Consider the following 17,011-nt stretch of genomic DNA (forward strand, 5'->3'; position numbering starts at 1 on the left):
GCATGCTGGAAATTCTGCGCGCGGACGGGTTTGGCGATGACCGCATTACGCATGGCTTCACGACGCGTACCGGCGGGACCAGCACTGGTCCGTATGCCAGCCTGAACCTGTCCTGGTCGCGCGGCGACGACAAAGCCGCCGTCGAGGCCAATCGCGCCCGCGTGTCTCAGGCGTTCGGAGGCGGGCGTCTGGTCTTCGCCAATCAGGTTCATGGCGCGACAGTTCTGAAGGTGGACGCTGCGCCCGAAGACTGGTCCGCTGGCGAAGGAGATGCGCTGATCACCGATCAGCCCGGCCTCGCCTTGTGCGCTCAAACCGCCGATTGCACCCCAGTCCTGCTCTACGATGCTGAGAACGCGGCCATCGCCGCCATACATGCAGGCTGGCGCGGGGTGATCGCCGAGGTCATCCCTGCAGCGATCAGCGCCATGAAACACGCCTATGGGACCCGCCCTGAAGCCCTGCAGGCCGTGATCGGCCCTGCCGTCACTCCTGAAAACTATCGGGTCGGCCCGGAAGTGCTGGAGCAATTTGAAGCCTTGTTTGGACCGCTTGATGACGGACTGGCCTTGCCGCGCGATCGTGAAGGCGGCGCAGGGCTGAACGTTTCTGAGGGCGCAGGGCGTCAGCTGCTTCGCGCCGGGGTGTCAGACGACGCCATAGACTGGCTGGCGGCCTGCACCTTTGCAGACGAAGACCGGTTCTTCTCCTGCCGCCGCGCCGCGCGGGACGGTCATGCCGGTCATTTCGGCGGCCAGTGCGGCGTCATCATGCTGACGGGTTAGGCCAAAAGCTCGACCATGGCGTCGGCGATCACCGCTTCTTCATCGGTGGGGATCATCCACACATTGACGGAGCTGTCCGCCGCGCTGATGCGGGCAGCCTCACCGAGGGCGGCTTGGTTGGCGTCCTCGTCAATGGCGAGACCGAGATACTCAAAGCCAGCGCAGATGCGCTTGCGCAGGGTTTGGGCGTTCTCGCCCACGCCGCCTGCGAACACCAGCGCATCAAGGCCTTCCAGCACGCCCGTCAACGCCCCGATTTCCCGGCGGCAGCGAAAGACGAAATAGTCGAGCGCCTGCGCCGCCTCTGGTGTGTCACTGGCTTCCAGAACGCGTATGTCGCCGGACAGCCCCGACAGGCCCTTCAGCCCGCTTTCCTTGTAGAGAAGCGCGGTCAGGGCGGCGGCGTTCAGGTCTTCAGTCTCCATCAGATGCAGCAGGACGCCCGGGTCAATCTGGCCGCACCGTGTCGCCATGGGCAATCCGTCCAGCGCGGAAAACCCCATGGTGGAGCCGATGGAGCGGCCCTGCTTCACCGCGCACATGGACGCCCCCGCGCCCAGATGCGCCAGGATCACCTTTTGCGGGCGTCCGCCGTCAGACACTTCGTCCAGTCGCCGGGTCAGCCATTCATAGGACAGGCCGTGAAACCCGTAGCGGCGCACGCCCTGGTCAAAATATCTCAAGGGCAGAGCAAAGGTGTCGTTCACCCAAGGATGACTGCGATGAAAAGCGGTGTCGAAACACCCGATCTGAACAGCGCCGGGAAAGGCGCGCCGGGCAGCCTTCACGCCCGCCAGATTGTGGGGCTGGTGCAAAGGGGCGAGCGGGCTGAGCGCGTCAAGCTCTGCTTCAACCTCCGGGGTCAGGATCACGGGGTCGGTGAAGCGGGTTCCGCCGTGCACGATGCGGTGTCCGACCCCGCGCACCTGATCGTCGATCACATCGGCCAGAATGTCGAGCGCCGCCGCCATGGCGCCGCCATGATCCGCGGCGGCAGGAACAGCTTGCGTCTCTGCAACGCCATTTCTCTTCAAGGTCAGCTGCATGGCCTCGCCCACGCCGTCGATATGCCCGGTGAGCTGACGGTTCTGGCCGTTGGCGGTGAAAACGGCGAATTTGAGCGAGGACGAGCCCGCATTAAGCACCACAAGGCTCATTGTGCGGCCTCGGTCGCGGGGTGACAGAGAGCGGGCGCCGGCTGACCGGTTTTCAGCCATTGGGCGTGCAGCGCCGCCACTGCGCAGGACATTAATCGTGAGAACTCAGAATCCGCCCGGCTGGTCAGGATCACGGGGGCCGCCGCGCCCAGCACCACGCCAGCGCTTTCGGCGCGCGCGACAAATGTCAGCTCTTTGGCCAGCATGTTGCCCGCTTCCAGATTGGGCGCGACCAAGATGTCGGCGCGACCGGCGACAGCGCCGGTCAGCCCTTTCACCCGCGCCGCTTCCAGATCTACGGCGTTGTCCATGGCCAGCGGACCATCCACGAGGCCGCCGGTGATCTGGCCACGGTCGGCCATTTTTGACAGGGCGGCGGCGTCGAGCGTCGAGGGCAGGGCCGGGTTGATGGTCTCCACCGCCGACAGGATGCCAGCCTTGGGCAGCGCAACGCCGAGCGCACGCGCCAGATCGATGGCGTTCTGGGTGATGTCGGCCTTGGCCTGAAGGTCGGGCGCGATGTTCACCGCTGCGTCCGTCACAAGCAACAATTTGTCATGGGTCGGCACGTCCATCACGAAGACATGGGAGAGGCGTCGTTCGGTGCGCAGGCCATGGCTGCGGTTCAGCACGGCGCGCAGCAAGGTGTCGGTATGCAGATGCCCTTTCATCAGGCTTTGCGCCTGTCCGTCCGCCACCAGCTTGCAGGCGAGCGCTGCGGCGCTTTGAGCGTCCGGCGCCGCTTCAATCCGAATTCCCTCAAGGGAGCGTCCGGCGGCGTGCGCTGCTTCGGCGATAGCGTCTGGATCGCCCACAAGTATCGGCGTAATCAACTCGCGATCCGCCGCCGCCAGAGCGCCCGCCAACGCATCTTCGCTCTGGGGGCAAACCACGGCGGTGACGGCCGGCGCGATATCGCTGCAGGCGGTCAGCAAGCGCTCGAAATGGCGATGACGCTGCACCATCAAATCGGGCAGATCATACGGACCAAAATGGCGCGACTGGCCGGGCGGGACCACGTCCAGTTCCGCACTCAAGGCGGGCCCGTCCGGGCCGTCCACACTGGCGGAGAGTGTGACGTAATCCTTGTGCTTGGCGATGAGATGCACCCGGATCGCCACCTCGTCGCCAATGCAGACAGGTTCGCCGGTTTCAAAGCGCCATGCACGCTCTCGCGACCCTGGTCCGGGCAGGCGTTGGCCAACCACCGAGGAAATCAGGCTGGCGAGAAAGGCGGGCGGGCAAATCCCTTCGGGATTGCCGTCGCCATCGCCATCAAGCTCGGGCAGGTGCAGCGGATTGAGATCGCCTGAGGCATGGGTGTAGAACACCAATGCGTTCGGCGTGATCCGGCGCACCTCCTCTGCACGTTGGCCGACGCTTAACGCGGATAGATCAAGACCTTGTCGGCCCGCTGTCTCGGTCATGGCGCACTCCTCTTATTCGAGCGCGCATTGTGTGCCCGAGCGCTACAAAGGTCGACCGTTATTGGCTTCAACCAGCATGCGACGCAGTTTGCGCATGCCGCCGACCCAGCGGTCCCGCTCGTTGCCTTTCTTGGCGACATATTCGGGGGTCTGGGCATGGGTGGTCACCAGGAAGCGGTTCTCTTCCATGGCCTTGAGCAAGGTCTCTGCGACATCTTCAGGTTCGAGATAGCCGCTCAGCCCCTGGGCGCCGCCTTCAATCTCTTTCACCAGCGGCGTATTCACGCCCTCCGGGCACAGGCACTGCACTTTCAGGCCGTCATCACCATGGGTGATCGCCAGGCTTTCCGCGAAGGAAACCGCCGCCGCTTTGGTGGCGGAATAGGGGGCGTCGCCGATCTGGTTGAGAAGGCCCGCGGCCGAGGCCGTGATGATGAAGTGACCATGCCGCTTCGCCATTGAGCGCGCCAGCATGCGTGCGGCGTAGACGCTGGCCATCACATTGACCTGCCAGCAAGCGTCCCAGGACGGCGTCGGCGCATCCCCGGCGCCCCAGCCGGGGCCGTCGGACACGCCGATGCCGGCGTTTGACATGAAGATGTCGACGGGACCCAGCTTGCGCTCCACACGATTGATCAGCCGCGCCAGCGCGGTTTCATCGGTGACGTCGACGCCCAGGCCGAACCCGCCGAATTGCTCACCCGCCGCTTTGGCGGCGTCATGATTGAGGTCTGCGATGACGACTTTGGCGCCGCGCGCATGAAAGGCGGATGCGCAGGCCTTGCCAATGCCGCTGGCGCCGCCAGTGACAATGGCGATTTTCCCGTTGAGATCCATGTGTTGATCCTCCCGCATGAGTATGCAGGAAGCTTAAACGGTTAAGGACAACTCGCAAGGCGCTTGATCTGCAGCGGATCAGGCCACGTCCAGCGCTGCGTGGAGGATGGCCATGACAATGGTCAGCGCCGAGCGATATTGCTCGAGCGTTTCAGGCTTGCGCACGGACGAAACTACATTGGCATATTGCGAGCACGCTTGTTGCAGGCGCTCTGTGTCTCCGGAAAAGACAATCACCGGGATGTGTGAAATTTCCGGGGACTGAGACAATTGCTCAAGAACCCAGACGCCGTCTTCACCGGCAAGCTTCAGATCCAGGACGATGCAATCATAATCGGGATTGGCGCGTACAAGCTCCAGGGTCTGCTGGCCTTCCACGGCGCGGTCGATGACGGCAGCGCCCGATTCTTCACGAAGCATTTTCTCAAACAGGAAGGCTTCCTGATCGTCATCTTCAACCAGGAGGAGAGTCGGTTTGTTTGTTCCCATCGCCGTCATAGGGGCGCTCCCGAGCCTAAATTTTTGTCCATGTTGAAGCTAGTGTGACGGTATGACTGTGCAAAGTGATATTTCGGATAATGTTGAATTTTCAACAGTTGCTAAAAAGCATTCTCTGCCTCAAGTTAAGGTATGTTCAGCCTTTACGATGAGGCGCTCCCCCATAATGATTGCGTAACAATACCTTATGGGCATTCAGTCTTGGTGTCCGATTTTGTTCATATTCGTGTTGATTTCGTAACCTGACCGACAGGTTTCGGTATTGCGACGTCTGCCAGCGAGTGTTTCGGACTCCGGGCGCACGCTTACCTGCCTGACATGACTGATTCGTCATCACGTCGCAGTGCAAGGAGAGGATCAGGTTCAAGCCTGTCTGGTGTCCCCGACTGGATTCGAACCAGTGGCCCTCAGATTAGGAATCTGATGCTCTATCCTGCTGAGCTACGGGGACACGCTGACGGAAAATAAGCCGGGATGACGGGCGCGTCACCCCGGCGAATGCTTATTGCGACGCTTCGGTCAGCGCTGCGCGGATTGTGGCGAGGTCTGTGAGCTTGAAGTTCTGACCGCCAGTGTCTTCCGCATCATCCTGCGCCAGGAAAACGCCTTCGGGATATCCAGGCAAGGGCTGGGCATGAACCTCGATGCCGTCGGTCTCGCTGGTGCGGTCAATGTCACCGCCATTGATCTCGAAACGACCGATCAGGCTGTTGTCCGCCGTGTCGAACACCGCATATGCGTTATCGCCCTGGCTGGAGACGACGAGCCAGGGCGCGGCGCCGTCTTGCGGCCACAGCGCCACGCCTTCTGCGTCCTCGACCAGGCTGTCAGAATTCACGTCCGCAAGCTTGCTGCGCGCCTCGCCGCTCTCGGGGTCTGCGTCATAGACCCAGACCGCCACAGTCTCTTCAGCGATATAAAGCGTGCCCGTTTGATCATCGACGGCGCAGCCTTCGGTGATGGTGCCCAGGGAGAAGCTGCGCACTGTCTCGCTGCGCATGGCGCCGTCCTCAAACCACAGCCGTAACTGCATCAGGCGTCCGGTATCGTCTTCAGTGACAAAGGCGAACAGCGCATTGTCAGAGGGGCGCTGATACAGGCACAGGCCATAAGGGTCGACAAAGTCGAGCGGCAGGACCCCGCCGGGCGCTACGCTCAGATCCCCCGTTTCGCGATCGATGAAGAACACCGCCAACGCGATATTGGTGCGGTCCGAGGCGACCGCGATGTCCACGGTCTCATCGCCAGCCTCAAAGCCATAGCGCACATCGACATTGTTCATGCGCCCGGCGGCCAGGTATTGGGCGGTTTCCCCGTCCAGCGTGTAGACATAGAGCCCGCTTTTCTTGTCTGTGCCGAGAATGCGCGATTGAGCCGGGTCTGGGGCGCGCCACAAAGCGGGATCATCTGCTGCGTCGCCAGCGCCAGCCACGGCAGCGGTTTCCACGCTCGCAGGAACAGAGACGCGGGGCAGGCTCGGCCCGGGCGCCTCGGAACAGGCGACCACTGCGCCTGCGCAGAGTGTCACAAAAAGTATAGAAACTGTCGCGCGCATGACGCACCCCCTTTTTATCATCCGAAACCGGCTTCACTGGCGCACTCCATACCGGGGGTGTTCAGTCTTGAGCAAGTGGCGGCGAAACATTGTCATATTGAGTATGTACAGCCGACACAAAGCCGTGTCGTAGACAACATCAAACTGTCGTCTGAGCTCTTCATAACCCTTTCTTAATCGCGCGCAGGCCTGCGCGCCTTTTGCGTCTAGATATGAGTCGGGGGACTTTCAGATGAAGCGTATGACCAGTTTGCTGGGTGCAGCGTCCATGATGGCGCTTGCGGCAGGGACGGCCCAGGCGGGCGAGATCACAGGTCGTGTGACAGAATCGACCGGAACGGTGGGCCTTCAGGGCGCGATCGTGCGCATCAGCGAGACCGGCCAGACCGTGTCGTCCGCACGCGACGGCTCCTTCCGCCTGAGCAATGTTCCGGCTGGCGATTTCACTCTGGTGGTCGATTATCTCGGCGCAGACGCCCAGACCCGGTCCGTGACGCTGATCAGCGCCGACGACCAGGTCGAGACCAATTTCGTGCTGGGCGCGGATGTCGCCGCCGACGACAACATTCTGATCATTGGTCAACGCGGACAGCTGACCAGCGCACTCAATCGTCAGCGCGCTGCCGACGGGCTGATCTCGGTCCTGTCAGCCGACGCGGTCGACCGCCTGCCAGATGAGAATGTGGCGGAAGCGGCGCGCCGCATCGCCGGCATAAACGTGCTCAATGACCAGGGCGAAGGCCGCTTTGTCTCCGTGCGCGGCATTGACCCGAACCTGAACACCACCACAGTGAACGGCGTGCGTTTGCCGTCGCCTGAATCTGACAATCGCCAGGTTCCCCTCGACGTCATCGATTCAGACGTCCTGTCCTCGATCATCATTTCCAAATCGCTCACGCCTGACATGCCGGGCGACACGATTGGCGGCAATATCGAGATTGAGACCCTGTCTGGTCTTGATCAGGATGAGCGCCTGCTGCAGTTCAGCCTGCGCGGCATTTATGCGGATGTGGTGGAAGACTTCGGGTATCGCGGCTCATTGACGTTCGCAGACACTTTCATGGACGGCCGGCTTGGCGTCGCCCTGTCGATTTCAGATCAGCTTCGCAAATTCGGCTCGGAAAACGCCGAAGTCGATGGCGGTTGGGAGACGGGCGTGTCGGTTCCGTTCCCGGGTGAGTTTGAAAACCGCAATTACGACATTACGCGCGAACGCACATCGGTCGTCTTCAATCTGGATTTTGAAGCCACTGACTCCACCAATCTCTATCTGCGCTCCACCTATTCCGACTTTTCTGACCAGGAATATCGGGCGCGGGTCGAGAACAAGTTTGAAGATCCCGATTATCTCGACAGCTCATCGGGCGGCGGCGCCTTCTTTGACGCGTCCACGGGGGATGAGTTCGAAGTGGACCGCGACATCAAGGATCGTCTGGAAGAGCAGACCATCTACGCCATCGCTTTGGGCGGCGAGACGTTCACCGGTCCCTGGTCGTTCGATTACCAGCTGGCTTACGCCTACGCTGAAGAAGCGGAACCGGACAGAATAGATGCTGACTTCCGCGCCAAGTTCGACGAGGGCGTTTTTGGCGTCAATGTGAACGACGCCATGCTGCCGCAAGTGATTTTCGGCGACGCTGCGGCTGAGGCCGCCTATCTGGACGCTTCAAACTATGAGTTTGACGGTCTTGAGTTCCTTAATGGCGTTGCAGAGGACGAGGAATGGTCTTTCCAGTTCAACGTTCAGCGCGACATGGCCTTCGGTCAGTATTTCGGCTTCCTCAAGAGCGGCGTCCAATACCGCACGCGCGAGAAGTCCTATGATGCGACGACCCTGGTCTATGGCGGCTATGACAACGGCTCAGGCGATGATCTGACCCTGGCGGGCTTTGCGTCATCCCTGGACTATCCGCTGGGTGAGTTTGGTCCGTTTGCGGTGCCTGAGACGGTGCGCGGCTTCTTCAACGCCAACCGCGCTGATTTCGAACTCGATGACACCGACTCGTTGTTCGCCAGCGCGGGTGACGATTACTCCGCCTCGGAAGATGTTTTCTCGGCCTATCTGATGGGCTCGGTCGACATTGACGCCCTTCGGATCGTCGCGGGCGTCCGGGTTGAAGACACCCAGTTTGACACCACGGGCAATCAGATCGACGAAGACCTCGAGAGCGTGACTTCTGTCAGCGCCGAGAACGAGTACACCGACTGGCTGCCCAGCGTGAACCTGCGTTATGAGGCTGCTGAGAACGTGATCGTGCGCGGCGCATACTACGCCTCGATCTCGCGCCCGAACCTGGCGCAAACAGCCCCGCGCATCGTCATTGATGACGATGATGAGGCTGAAGCCGGCAATCCCGATCTTGACCGTCAACAGGCCCAGAACTTTGATCTGATGGTGGAGTATTATCCCACTGAAGACGCTGTGATCTCCGGCGGTGTGTTCTACAAGTCGATCGACAATCTGATCGCGACCTTCGTTGATGACAATCCGGGCCAGCTGAATGGCGCGGACATCAACGAGTTGACCACCTTCGCCAATATTGACGAGGCGGATCTGCTGGGCTTCGAGTTCAACTACCAGCAGGCCCTCACCATGCTGCCGAGCGTTCTGCAGCACACCCTTATCGGCGCGAACTACACCTATGTGGACTCAGACGCGACGCTGGCGGATGGCCGTGAGATCACGCTGCCCTTGCAGTCCCAGAACGTGTTCAACCTGATGCTCGGCTATGATGACGGACGTCTCGATCTGCGCGCGGCGCTGTCGTATCGTGACGCCTTCATCGATGAGCTGGGCGGTGAAGCGGCGGAAGACCGGATCGCTCTGGAGCACACCCAGATTGATTTCTCCGCCAAATACGATCTGACCGACAATCTGCGTCTCTATTTCGACTTCAAGAACGCGTTTGACGAGCCCTTCCGCGCGGCCTTCCGCGATGGTGGCCGTGAGTTGAACTCCCAGTACGAAGAGTATGGCTGGCAGACCCAGTTCGGCTTCCGCTACACCTTTGGCGGCTAAGTCGACGGATCGCCTCTTGGCAAGAAACCCCCGGAGCCTGGCTCCGGGGGTTTTGTCATTGAAGGGCTTGCCTGGAAGCCGGTGGAGGGGGAGGCTCTGACCCAGTCATCCGCGTCAAGGCGGTATCAGCAAGGGGCATAGACCATGATCGAGCCGGACTTCATCACGGATCTGGGCAGTCCGAACGCCTATCTGGTCCACAAGGTCTTGCCGGACATTGAAAGCCGCACAGGAGCGCGCTTTCGCTATCGCCCCTGCCTTCTGGGCGGGATATTCAAGGAGACCGGCAATCAGTCGCCCTTCTTTGCGTTCGCCGATATCAAGCACAAGCTCGATTATGAAATGCTCGAAATTCGTCGCTATGCGGCCAAACACGAGCTGGGAGCGTTCAAGTTCAACTCCCATTTCCCGATGAACACCCTCACGCTCATGCGCATGGCCGCGGCTGTGGAGATGGATGCACCCGATCAATTACGCGGCTTTCTGGATGCAGGCTTCGCCGGATTATGGGAGCAAGATCGGGACTTCACCCAGGAAGACGTCATCCTGGCGCATTTCTCGGGCGCCGGATTTGATGCAGGCGCGCTGCTCGCGCGAGCCAGGGACACCGATGTGAAGGCGCATCTGATCGCGAACACCCAAGACGCGGTTGTTCGCGGCGTCTTCGGCATGCCCACAATTTTTGTGGGTAACGAGATGTTTTACGGCAAAGAGCGTCTGGACCAGATCGAGGCCGAAATCAGAAAACAGCTTTCATGAGCGGCGCGGCGGTTATCATCGGCGCCGGCGACGCTACGGGCGGCGCAGTCGCCAGGGCCTTCGCCAAGGAAGGCTATGACGCCTGCGTGGTGCGTCGCCCGCGTCATCTCGATCAGTTGGAGGCGTTGGCGCAGACCATCCGCGATGATGGCGGGCGCGCCCGTGCGTTCGGCGTTGACGCACGCGACGAAGACCAGATGACGGCGCTGTTTGATCAGGTTGAAGCTGAAATCGGCCCGATCGAGATCATGGTCTTTAATATCGGGGCGAATGTGAATGTCCCGATCGAGGAGACTAGCGCAAGGGTCTATCGCAAAGTCTGGGAGATGGCCGCTTACGCCGGCTTCCTGGCGGGACGGGAAGCGGCGCGCAAGATGGTCCCGCGCGAACGCGGCACGGTTATTTTCACCGGCGCTACGGCGTCCATTCGGGGCGGGAAGGGCTATGCCGCCTTTGCAGGAGCGAAGTTCGCACTGCGCGCTCTGGCCCAGTCCATGGCGCGAGAGCTGGGACCGAAAAATATCCATGTGGCTCATGCGCTCATCGACGGGGCGATTGATTCTGCGTTTATCCGCGAGATCTTGCCTGATGTGGAGGCGTTGCGGGCTGAGGACCGTCTGCTGGACCCCGACGCCATCGCCGCCGCCTATGTCAGCTTGCATCATCAGCCGCGCACGGCCTGGACGCATGAATTGGACCTGCGTCCCTGGGCAGAGAGCTGGTGACGCCGCTGTGCGACACGGCTTCAGCTTTCCAAGGAATGCGATCTGTCTTATAGCGCTATCATGTTTCGTGCGTCCCACCCTGTCCTGAGCCGGATTGCGGCGGCCTTCATCGCCCTGCAGGCGTTGTGGTCGTCCATGGCGGCGACGGCTTACGCCGCAGGCTTTGATGACGCGAAATATCTGTGCGGGACGTTGTCGATGGATCTGGATGCGCAAGCGCGTGCCCAGATCGCTGAACTTGTCGCGCTGACCGGGCTGGAAGAGCCTCAGGAGCGCCCCGCCGGCTTTGAACCCTCAGACTGCGTGGCCTGCGCCTTGGGACAGGGTACTGCGCTGGTTGCGGACGCGCTTGTCCTGATGGACAGGACACCGATCCAGGTCGCGCTTAATTTCCGCCGTGTGGATCAGGCCGGCTCTCGCACGCCCACCGGTCCTCCCGTAGGGCTCCGCGCGCCCCCGTTTCACAGCTGATCGTCTCCTCGCCGCGCCTCCAGGCGCGTGTCGGCGTCTGACCTTGGTGTCGGACGCGTGATCTGCTTTTGTGAAATGAGAAACCATGTCTGTCATCTTGTTTGCGGGCGTCTCTGCGCTCGCCCTGTCGGCCGCTTCTACCGCCACATCCGAAGCGGCGTCCCAGTCTGACAATCCGCGCTGGGTGGATGTCATCACCGTCACCGGCCATGCGCCGCTCTCGGCGGATGAAGCCGCCGTCTCCACCGATTTTGCGCCTGCGGTCGCGCCGGACGCCGCCGGCCTCGCGGCGCGTTTGCCCGGGGCCGCGCTTGTGGATAACGGCGCCTTGTCCGGTCAGGTCCAGTATCGCGGTCTTTATGGCGCGCGCGTTGCGGTGCGACTGGACGGGCAGGCCTTTCATTCGGGCGGTCCCAACCTGATGGATCCGCCGCTGCATTATGCGCCGGCGCCCTTGCTGGAACGGCTTGAAGTGACGCGTGGTCCGGCGCCGGTCAGTCAGGGGCCAGCCCTGAGTGCGGGCGTCAACGCGGTGTTCAAGCATGTCGACTATGCCGAGACCGCGAGCCCTGTCTTGAGTGCGGACATCACCTCCATCGTCCGCAGCGTCGATGAGAGCTATGCCGTGGGCGGCGTGGCCGGGATTGCGACGGATCGCCAGCGCTTTGAAGTGATTGCGTCTACCGAGCGCGGTGAAGATCGAGACACGCCCTATGGAACTTTGAACGGGACCGGCCATGCGCGCGATGTCTATGGCTTTGGGTATGGTCTGCGCCTGACCGCGAACACTGAGCTGACGGCGGATTTCCGCCGCCAGGAAGGGGGCGAAACCGGCAACCCGCCATTCCCCATGGATATTCGCTATATGGACACGTCCACGAGCCGCCTTGGGCTTGATACTCAGATTGAGGCGTGGAGCCTGTCATTGCGCGCCGAGCATGCGCGCGTGGATCACGCCATGAACAATTTCGATCAACGCCCGGCGCCGGCGCTAATGCGCCTGCGGGAAACGCTGGCGAGTTCTGAAACTGTGACGTTCGGCTTCGATGCGGAACGTCCCCTTCGGGATGGCGTCCTGCGCCTGGGGCTGGATCGCGCGGACATCCGCCATGACACCACCATCACCAATCCCATGAATGCAGATTTCTTTGTGACGCCCTTTCCGGATGTAGAGCTGACGCGTACGGGAGCCTATGCCGAATGGGACGGGCCGGTCTCCGCCTATGAGCTTTATGCCGGTCTCAGAGTTGACGCTCACGAAGCGGAGGCGGGCGAACCGTCTCTCGGCGCGGCCTTGCCCATGGGGCCGCGCATGCTGGCCATGGCGTTTTCAAATGCTGACCGGTCCTGGGATGATGTGACGGTGGATGGCCTGGTGCGTCTGGCGCGTCCTGTCACAGAAACCCTGACGCTGCGCGGCGCGATCGCGCGCAAATCCCGCGTCGCCGGGCAAGTGGAGCGCTATGGCTGGCTGCCGATCACGGCGTCCGGCGGTCTGGCGGACGGCAACACCTATGTGGGAACGCTCGATCTGAACCCCGAAGTGGCGACCAGCCTGGAAGCGGGTTTCGATTATGCGTCTGACCGGGCGTATCTGCGGCCGACCGTCTATGTCGCTTGGGTTGAAGATTACATCCAGGGCGTTCCGGCCGAGCCCAACACCCCCGGCGTTCCCGATACGCCTCTTGAAATGGTGTCGGGCATGAACGGCGATCCGACGCCGTTGCGGTTTTCCAATGTGGATGCGCGGCTCTACGGCTTTGATGCGGACTTCGGTCTGGCTCTGACGCCGAGCTGGCGCTTGGACGGCGTGCTGACCTATGTGCGCGGCGAACGCGATGATGTGGATGATGACCTCTACCGCATCACCCCCGCCAGCTTGCGTCTGAGCGCCACTTATGAGCAGGCGGTCTGGTCCGCCAGCCTCGAGACGCTGATGGTCGCCGAGCAGGACAAGGTGTCCGCCGAGAACAGCGAGCAGGAAACCCCGGGCTATGTGGTTCTGAACGCTTTCGGGCGCTGGGCGGTCAATGAGCAGGTCAGCCTGTCGGCGGGCGTCGAGAATATCCTGGATCAGCCCTATCGCGATCATCTGGCGGGCTATAACCGCAATTCCGGCCTTGGTGTGCCGGTTGGCGAGCGTCTGCCGGGCGCTGGTACGGGGGTGTGGCTTCGGCTGAATACCCGGTTCTAGGCTTTGACCTTCTGGGGCTGACAGGCAGTATGCTCCCCTCTTGGGGGAGTTTAATATGTTCAAAATCGCGCTTTGCGTGTTGGTTTTGGCCGGCCTGTCAGCCTGTCATGCGCCTGAACGGGCGGAGGTTTCGAGCGTTGCGCCTCTGGGTGCGCGCTCGGGCCACAGCTTTACGTATCTGGACGAGGCGGGTGTCCGCCAGACCGCGCTCCTGGCGGGCGTCAGGGGCGCGGATACACGTGCGTCCCGCGACCATCTCCAGGGTCTTCTTGAGGAAGCGGGAGACGCCCTGATGCTGATCGAGACCGAAGCCGGGCGTGACCGGTATGATCGGCCCGTGGTGCTGGCGTTGTTTGATCGGGAAGCGGACGAGGCGCAGCTCGACGCGGAGATGGTTCGGTCAGGGCAGGCCATGGTCTGGCCGAGACCTGACGCAGATCAGCGCGCTCTTGTTTTGTATGCACTGGAAGCCGAGGCGCGACAGTCCGGAGCGGGGGGATGGGGCAGCGGGCAGTTTGCTATCCGTGATCCGGATCCCGACCGCCTGGCCCAGCATCTTGATAGCGCCCAGATCATAGAAGGCCGCGTCGTCGCGGTGGGAGAGGCGCGCAATGGCCGCCTCTATCTCAATTTTGGGCTGAATTGGCGGACGGATTTCACCGTGAGCCTGAACCGGGCCGACCGCGAGCGATTTGAAGCACAGGGGCTTTCGGACCCGGCACAACTGGACGGCGCCGTTATTCGCGTGCGGGGCTGGCTGTATGCCGAGAACGGACCGATGATCCATGTCGCGAGTCCGGCGCAGATCGAAATTCTCGATGCGCCGGACCCTCGACCTTTGCCGTGAACCTTAGTCGGTTGGGATCAGACCGGCTTCTTCGGGGTCACCCACGACTTCAGTCAGGTATTGTTTGAGCTTTTTCAGCGCCTGGTGCTCCACCTGGCGGACACGTTCCTTCGAGATGCCCAGACGTTCGCCCAATTTCTCAAGCGTGACAGAATCCTCACCCAGACGACGCTCGCGGATGATCAGCTGCTCACGTTCGCTGAGACGCCCCATAGCCTGACCCAGCCATTGCGCGCGCTGGTTCTGATCGCGATCTTCCATGACCTGGGTTTCCGGGTCCGGATTGTCATCTTGCAGCAGGTCCTGCCACTCGCCTTCGCCATCTTCGGTGAAGGGCGCGTTCAAAGAGCGGTCGACAGCGGCCAGGCGGCTCGCCATCTTCTCAACATCGTCCTCACCGACGCGCAGGGCCTGGGCCACATAGGCGCGGTTTTCCGGTGTCAGTGCGCCTGAGCTTGTGTCCTTGATCAGGGCGCGCAGACGGCGAAGATTGAAAAACAGAGATTTCTGGGCGGCCGTTGTGCCGGTGCGGACGATGGACCAGTTGCGCAGAACATAGTCCTGAATGGAGGCGCGGATCCACCAGGTGGCGTAAGTGGAGAAGCGGACTTCGCGTTCAGGCTCGAACCGGGCGGCGGCCTGCATCAAACCGATATTGCCTTCCGACACCAGGTCGGGAAACGGCAGACCATAATTGCGAAACTTGGCGGCGATGGAGATGACCAGCCGCATATAGGCGGTGGTTAGGGTATGCAGCGCCTCCTCGTCGCCCTTTTCTTTCCAGGCGGTCGCGAGGTCCAGCTCTTGCTGGCGCTCGAGCAGAGGGGCATCCATCGCCTTTTTCATGTAACGCCGATCAGGATCGACGGAGCGCGACGGGGCGGAGCGAGTCGGCGCAGACTGTGACATCTTGTTCGCTTTCGTTTCGCATGGGCCAGTAACTTGATCATGAGCATATACGAACGATGTCCGGACCTGGATCACGCTCTGAAGTGATAGTTCACGAATTGCTGGGGTCGAACGAAAAACGCCCCGCCAGAGTGCTCTGGCGGGGCGTTGAACTGTCGACGTCCTGAGGGGACGAGGCGCGTATCAGGCGGCTTTTTTGGTCAAGGTGGTGGTCAGAAGCTCAAGCGCTTCCTCACGGTCGACTTTCTCAACCGCGGCCACTTCGCGGACCATGCGGTCCAGCGCAGACTCATAAAGCTGGCGCTCGGAATAGGACGGCTCGGGCTGGTCTTCCTGGCGGTGCAGGTCGCGCACGACTTCCGCAATGGAGATCAGATCGCCGGAATTGATCTTGGCTTCATATTCTTGAGCGCGGCGGCTCCACATGGTGCGCTTGACCTTGGGCTTGCCCTTCAGGGTTTTGAGCGCGTTCTGCAAGACATCGTCACTGGCCAGAGGGCGCATCCCCGCGTCGGTCGCCTTGGCGGTCGGCACGCGCAGGGTCATTTTGTCTTGCTCGAAGGAGACGACATAGACCTCGATATCAAATCCGGCGACGCTTTCTTTTTCGACGCCCACCACACGGCCCACGCCATGAGCTGGGTAGACCACATAGTCACTTTTCTTGAACGTCTTATTATCGTTGGCGGATTTTTTGGTCATACGAGGCCCTCTCGTCCAAAGCCTGCCGAACTGGTCATCTTTTCAGGTCAGAATAGACCACACGAAAACCCGATCTGATCTAAGTGGAAGATCAGCGGTCGGACTTTCTATGATACAGTTACATCAAGGCGGTTGCTGTCCCGGAATACGCGCATGTGCGCTTACCGAAGACAGGGAATGTAACAGAAAAACTGCTAAAACTCAACTTGATGCGCAGTTCAGTCTATTCCGCGTGCGGAACGCAGTTAACCAATCGCTAAGATTTTGAATGAATTCAGAGATTTCTAAGCAGGCTTTTCGGAGAAGTATTTCTCCAGCTTATTCGTGATGGTCTCGAACTCTTTATAGTCGGCGGGCGGGTCTTTGCGCACCGTGATGTTCGGCCAGACAGTGGCGTATTTCGAGTTCAACGCCAGCCACTTGCCGTCTGCATCGTCTTCGGTGTCCGGCTTGATGGCTTCAACCGGACATTCAGGCTCGCAAACGCCGCAGTCAATGCACTCGTCGGGATGAATGACGAGCATGTTCTCGCCTTCATAAAAGCAGTCCACAGGACAGACTTCGACACAGTCGGTGAATTTGCAGCGAATGCAGGCGTCAGTGACGATATAGGTCATCGCGCGGGCGGCCTCGGAACAGGGAAGAGACGATAAGTTGGCGGGGACATGGCCCCGGCTGGCGCGTTTGTCAACGGCTCGAGGCCGCTTGACGCGCTTCAGCACGGTCACGGTCTGACAAGCCCAGCAGCGGCGCCAGGCGCCGTATCAGCGCATCTTCGTGCGCATCACGCTCGCCATCCGCCAGGACGACCCGCCAGAGATCGGTCAGAATGGTCAGTCTCTGGTCGCGGGGCAGTTGTTTGACCACGCGGGTGAAGCGGTGATGGTCGACAGCGGATTCCGCCTGGTCCTCGGCCTCTTTCAGCACTGCCGCAGCGCGCGCTTCGTCGAGGTCAAAACCGGTGCGAAGCACACAGATGATCTCGGCTTCCTCCACATCGGCGTACACACCGTCTGAGAGGGCAGCCTCCACCATGAGGGCCGCCGTGCACACTTCAGGGGTTAAAGCGCGCTCTGTTGCGGGTTCTGTGGATGTGAACAGGCGTTTCAGGGTTTCAAACATAATC

General features: G+C 61.1%; 16 protein-coding genes and 1 tRNA gene. 7 read left to right on the forward strand and 10 right to left on the reverse strand.

Features of this window, described 5'->3' with window-relative positions; genetic code table 11:
• Positions 1 to 2 precede the first annotated feature (2 nt).
• Positions 3 to 785 carry a peptidoglycan editing factor PgeF gene (pgeF, locus tag ACP154_RS07870; RefSeq protein WP_421860149.1) on the forward strand — a complete coding sequence of 261 codons (783 nt, stop codon included), beginning with the start codon at positions 3 to 5 and terminating at the stop codon, positions 783 to 785.
• Here pgeF and ACP154_RS07875 read toward each other — a convergent pair.
• The 6 genes from ACP154_RS07875 to ACP154_RS07900 all read right to left on the reverse strand — a co-directional run bounded on the left by ACP154_RS07875 (position 782) and on the right by ACP154_RS07900 (position 6,259).
• The gene (locus tag ACP154_RS07875; protein WP_421860147.1) at positions 782 to 1,942 is read right to left on the reverse strand and encodes an acetate/propionate family kinase; all 1,161 of its coding nucleotides are present in this window, start codon (positions 1,940 to 1,942) and stop codon (positions 782 to 784) included. The genes pgeF and ACP154_RS07875 overlap by 4 nt on opposite strands.
• The gene (locus ACP154_RS07880; protein WP_421860145.1) at positions 1,939 to 3,369 is read right to left on the reverse strand and encodes a bifunctional enoyl-CoA hydratase/phosphate acetyltransferase; all 1,431 of its coding nucleotides are present in this window, start codon (positions 3,367 to 3,369) and stop codon (positions 1,939 to 1,941) included. The genes ACP154_RS07875 and ACP154_RS07880 overlap by 4 nt, the downstream gene beginning before the upstream one ends.
• 42 nt (positions 3,370 to 3,411) lie before the next feature.
• Positions 3,412 to 4,206 (reverse strand): SDR family NAD(P)-dependent oxidoreductase, encoded by a 795-nt coding sequence (locus tag ACP154_RS07885; RefSeq protein ID WP_421860143.1) that lies wholly within the window; start codon positions 4,204 to 4,206, stop codon positions 3,412 to 3,414.
• Positions 4,207 to 4,284: 78 nt separating this feature from the next.
• A complete protein-coding gene (locus ACP154_RS07890; protein WP_133724840.1) occupies positions 4,285 to 4,704 on the reverse strand; it encodes a response regulator in 420 nt (139 codons plus the stop codon).
• A 374-nt stretch (positions 4,705 to 5,078) separates the two neighbouring features.
• A tRNA-Arg gene (locus ACP154_RS07895) sits at positions 5,079 to 5,155 on the reverse strand.
• A 51-nt stretch (positions 5,156 to 5,206) separates the two neighbouring features.
• Entirely contained in the window at positions 5,207 to 6,259 is a 1,053-nt protein-coding gene (locus tag ACP154_RS07900) for a phytase (protein WP_107712464.1), read from the reverse strand.
• Positions 6,260 to 6,491: 232 nt separating this feature from the next.
• Between ACP154_RS07900 and ACP154_RS07905 the strand changes: the two genes are divergently transcribed.
• The 6 genes from ACP154_RS07905 to ACP154_RS07930 all read left to right on the forward strand — a co-directional run bounded on the left by ACP154_RS07905 (position 6,492) and on the right by ACP154_RS07930 (position 14,274).
• Positions 6,492 to 9,278 carry a TonB-dependent receptor gene (locus ACP154_RS07905; RefSeq protein WP_421860138.1) on the forward strand — a complete coding sequence of 929 codons (2,787 nt, stop codon included), beginning with the start codon at positions 6,492 to 6,494 and terminating at the stop codon, positions 9,276 to 9,278.
• Positions 9,279 to 9,422: 144 nt separating this feature from the next.
• The gene (locus ACP154_RS07910; protein WP_421860135.1) at positions 9,423 to 10,037 is read left to right on the forward strand and encodes a 2-hydroxychromene-2-carboxylate isomerase; all 615 of its coding nucleotides are present in this window, start codon (positions 9,423 to 9,425) and stop codon (positions 10,035 to 10,037) included.
• The gene (locus ACP154_RS07915; protein WP_421860132.1) at positions 10,034 to 10,762 is read left to right on the forward strand and encodes an SDR family oxidoreductase; all 729 of its coding nucleotides are present in this window, start codon (positions 10,034 to 10,036) and stop codon (positions 10,760 to 10,762) included. The genes ACP154_RS07910 and ACP154_RS07915 overlap by 4 nt, the downstream gene beginning before the upstream one ends.
• Before the next feature lie 60 nt (positions 10,763 to 10,822).
• On the forward strand, positions 10,823 to 11,233 hold the full coding sequence (locus ACP154_RS07920) for a hypothetical protein (RefSeq protein ID WP_421860129.1): 411 nt from the start codon (positions 10,823 to 10,825) through the stop codon (positions 11,231 to 11,233).
• Between the two features lie 85 nt (positions 11,234 to 11,318).
• Entirely contained in the window at positions 11,319 to 13,427 is a 2,109-nt protein-coding gene (locus ACP154_RS07925) for a TonB-dependent receptor plug domain-containing protein (protein WP_421860126.1), read from the forward strand.
• Positions 13,428 to 13,482: 55 nt separating this feature from the next.
• Positions 13,483 to 14,274: a thermonuclease family protein gene (locus ACP154_RS07930; RefSeq protein ID WP_421860123.1), complete on the forward strand. Its 792-nt coding sequence runs from the start codon at positions 13,483 to 13,485 to the stop codon at positions 14,272 to 14,274.
• A 3-nt stretch (positions 14,275 to 14,277) separates the two neighbouring features.
• Here the strand turns inward: ACP154_RS07930 and ACP154_RS07935 are convergent, their stop codons facing one another.
• From ACP154_RS07935 to ACP154_RS07950, 4 genes are all read right to left on the reverse strand, one after another.
• Positions 14,278 to 15,183, reverse strand: coding sequence for an RNA polymerase factor sigma-32 (locus tag ACP154_RS07935; protein WP_107712471.1), 906 nt, complete (start codon positions 15,181 to 15,183; stop codon positions 14,278 to 14,280).
• 183 nt (positions 15,184 to 15,366) lie between these two features.
• Positions 15,367 to 15,885 carry a CarD family transcriptional regulator gene (locus ACP154_RS07940; protein ID WP_022700321.1) on the reverse strand — a complete coding sequence of 173 codons (519 nt, stop codon included), beginning with the start codon at positions 15,883 to 15,885 and terminating at the stop codon, positions 15,367 to 15,369.
• A 284-nt stretch (positions 15,886 to 16,169) separates the two neighbouring features.
• Complete coding sequence (fdxA, locus tag ACP154_RS07945; protein ID WP_107713655.1) at positions 16,170 to 16,502, reverse strand: ferredoxin FdxA; 333 nt, start codon at positions 16,500 to 16,502, stop codon at positions 16,170 to 16,172.
• Between the two features lie 70 nt (positions 16,503 to 16,572).
• Positions 16,573 to 17,007 (reverse strand): TerB family tellurite resistance protein, encoded by a 435-nt coding sequence (locus ACP154_RS07950; RefSeq protein ID WP_421860121.1) that lies wholly within the window; start codon positions 17,005 to 17,007, stop codon positions 16,573 to 16,575.
• Positions 17,008 to 17,011: the final 4 nt, after the last annotated feature.

It is taken from the genome of Oceanicaulis sp. (genome assembly GCF_965249665.1).
Lineage (GTDB): Bacteria > Pseudomonadota > Alphaproteobacteria > Caulobacterales > Maricaulaceae > Oceanicaulis.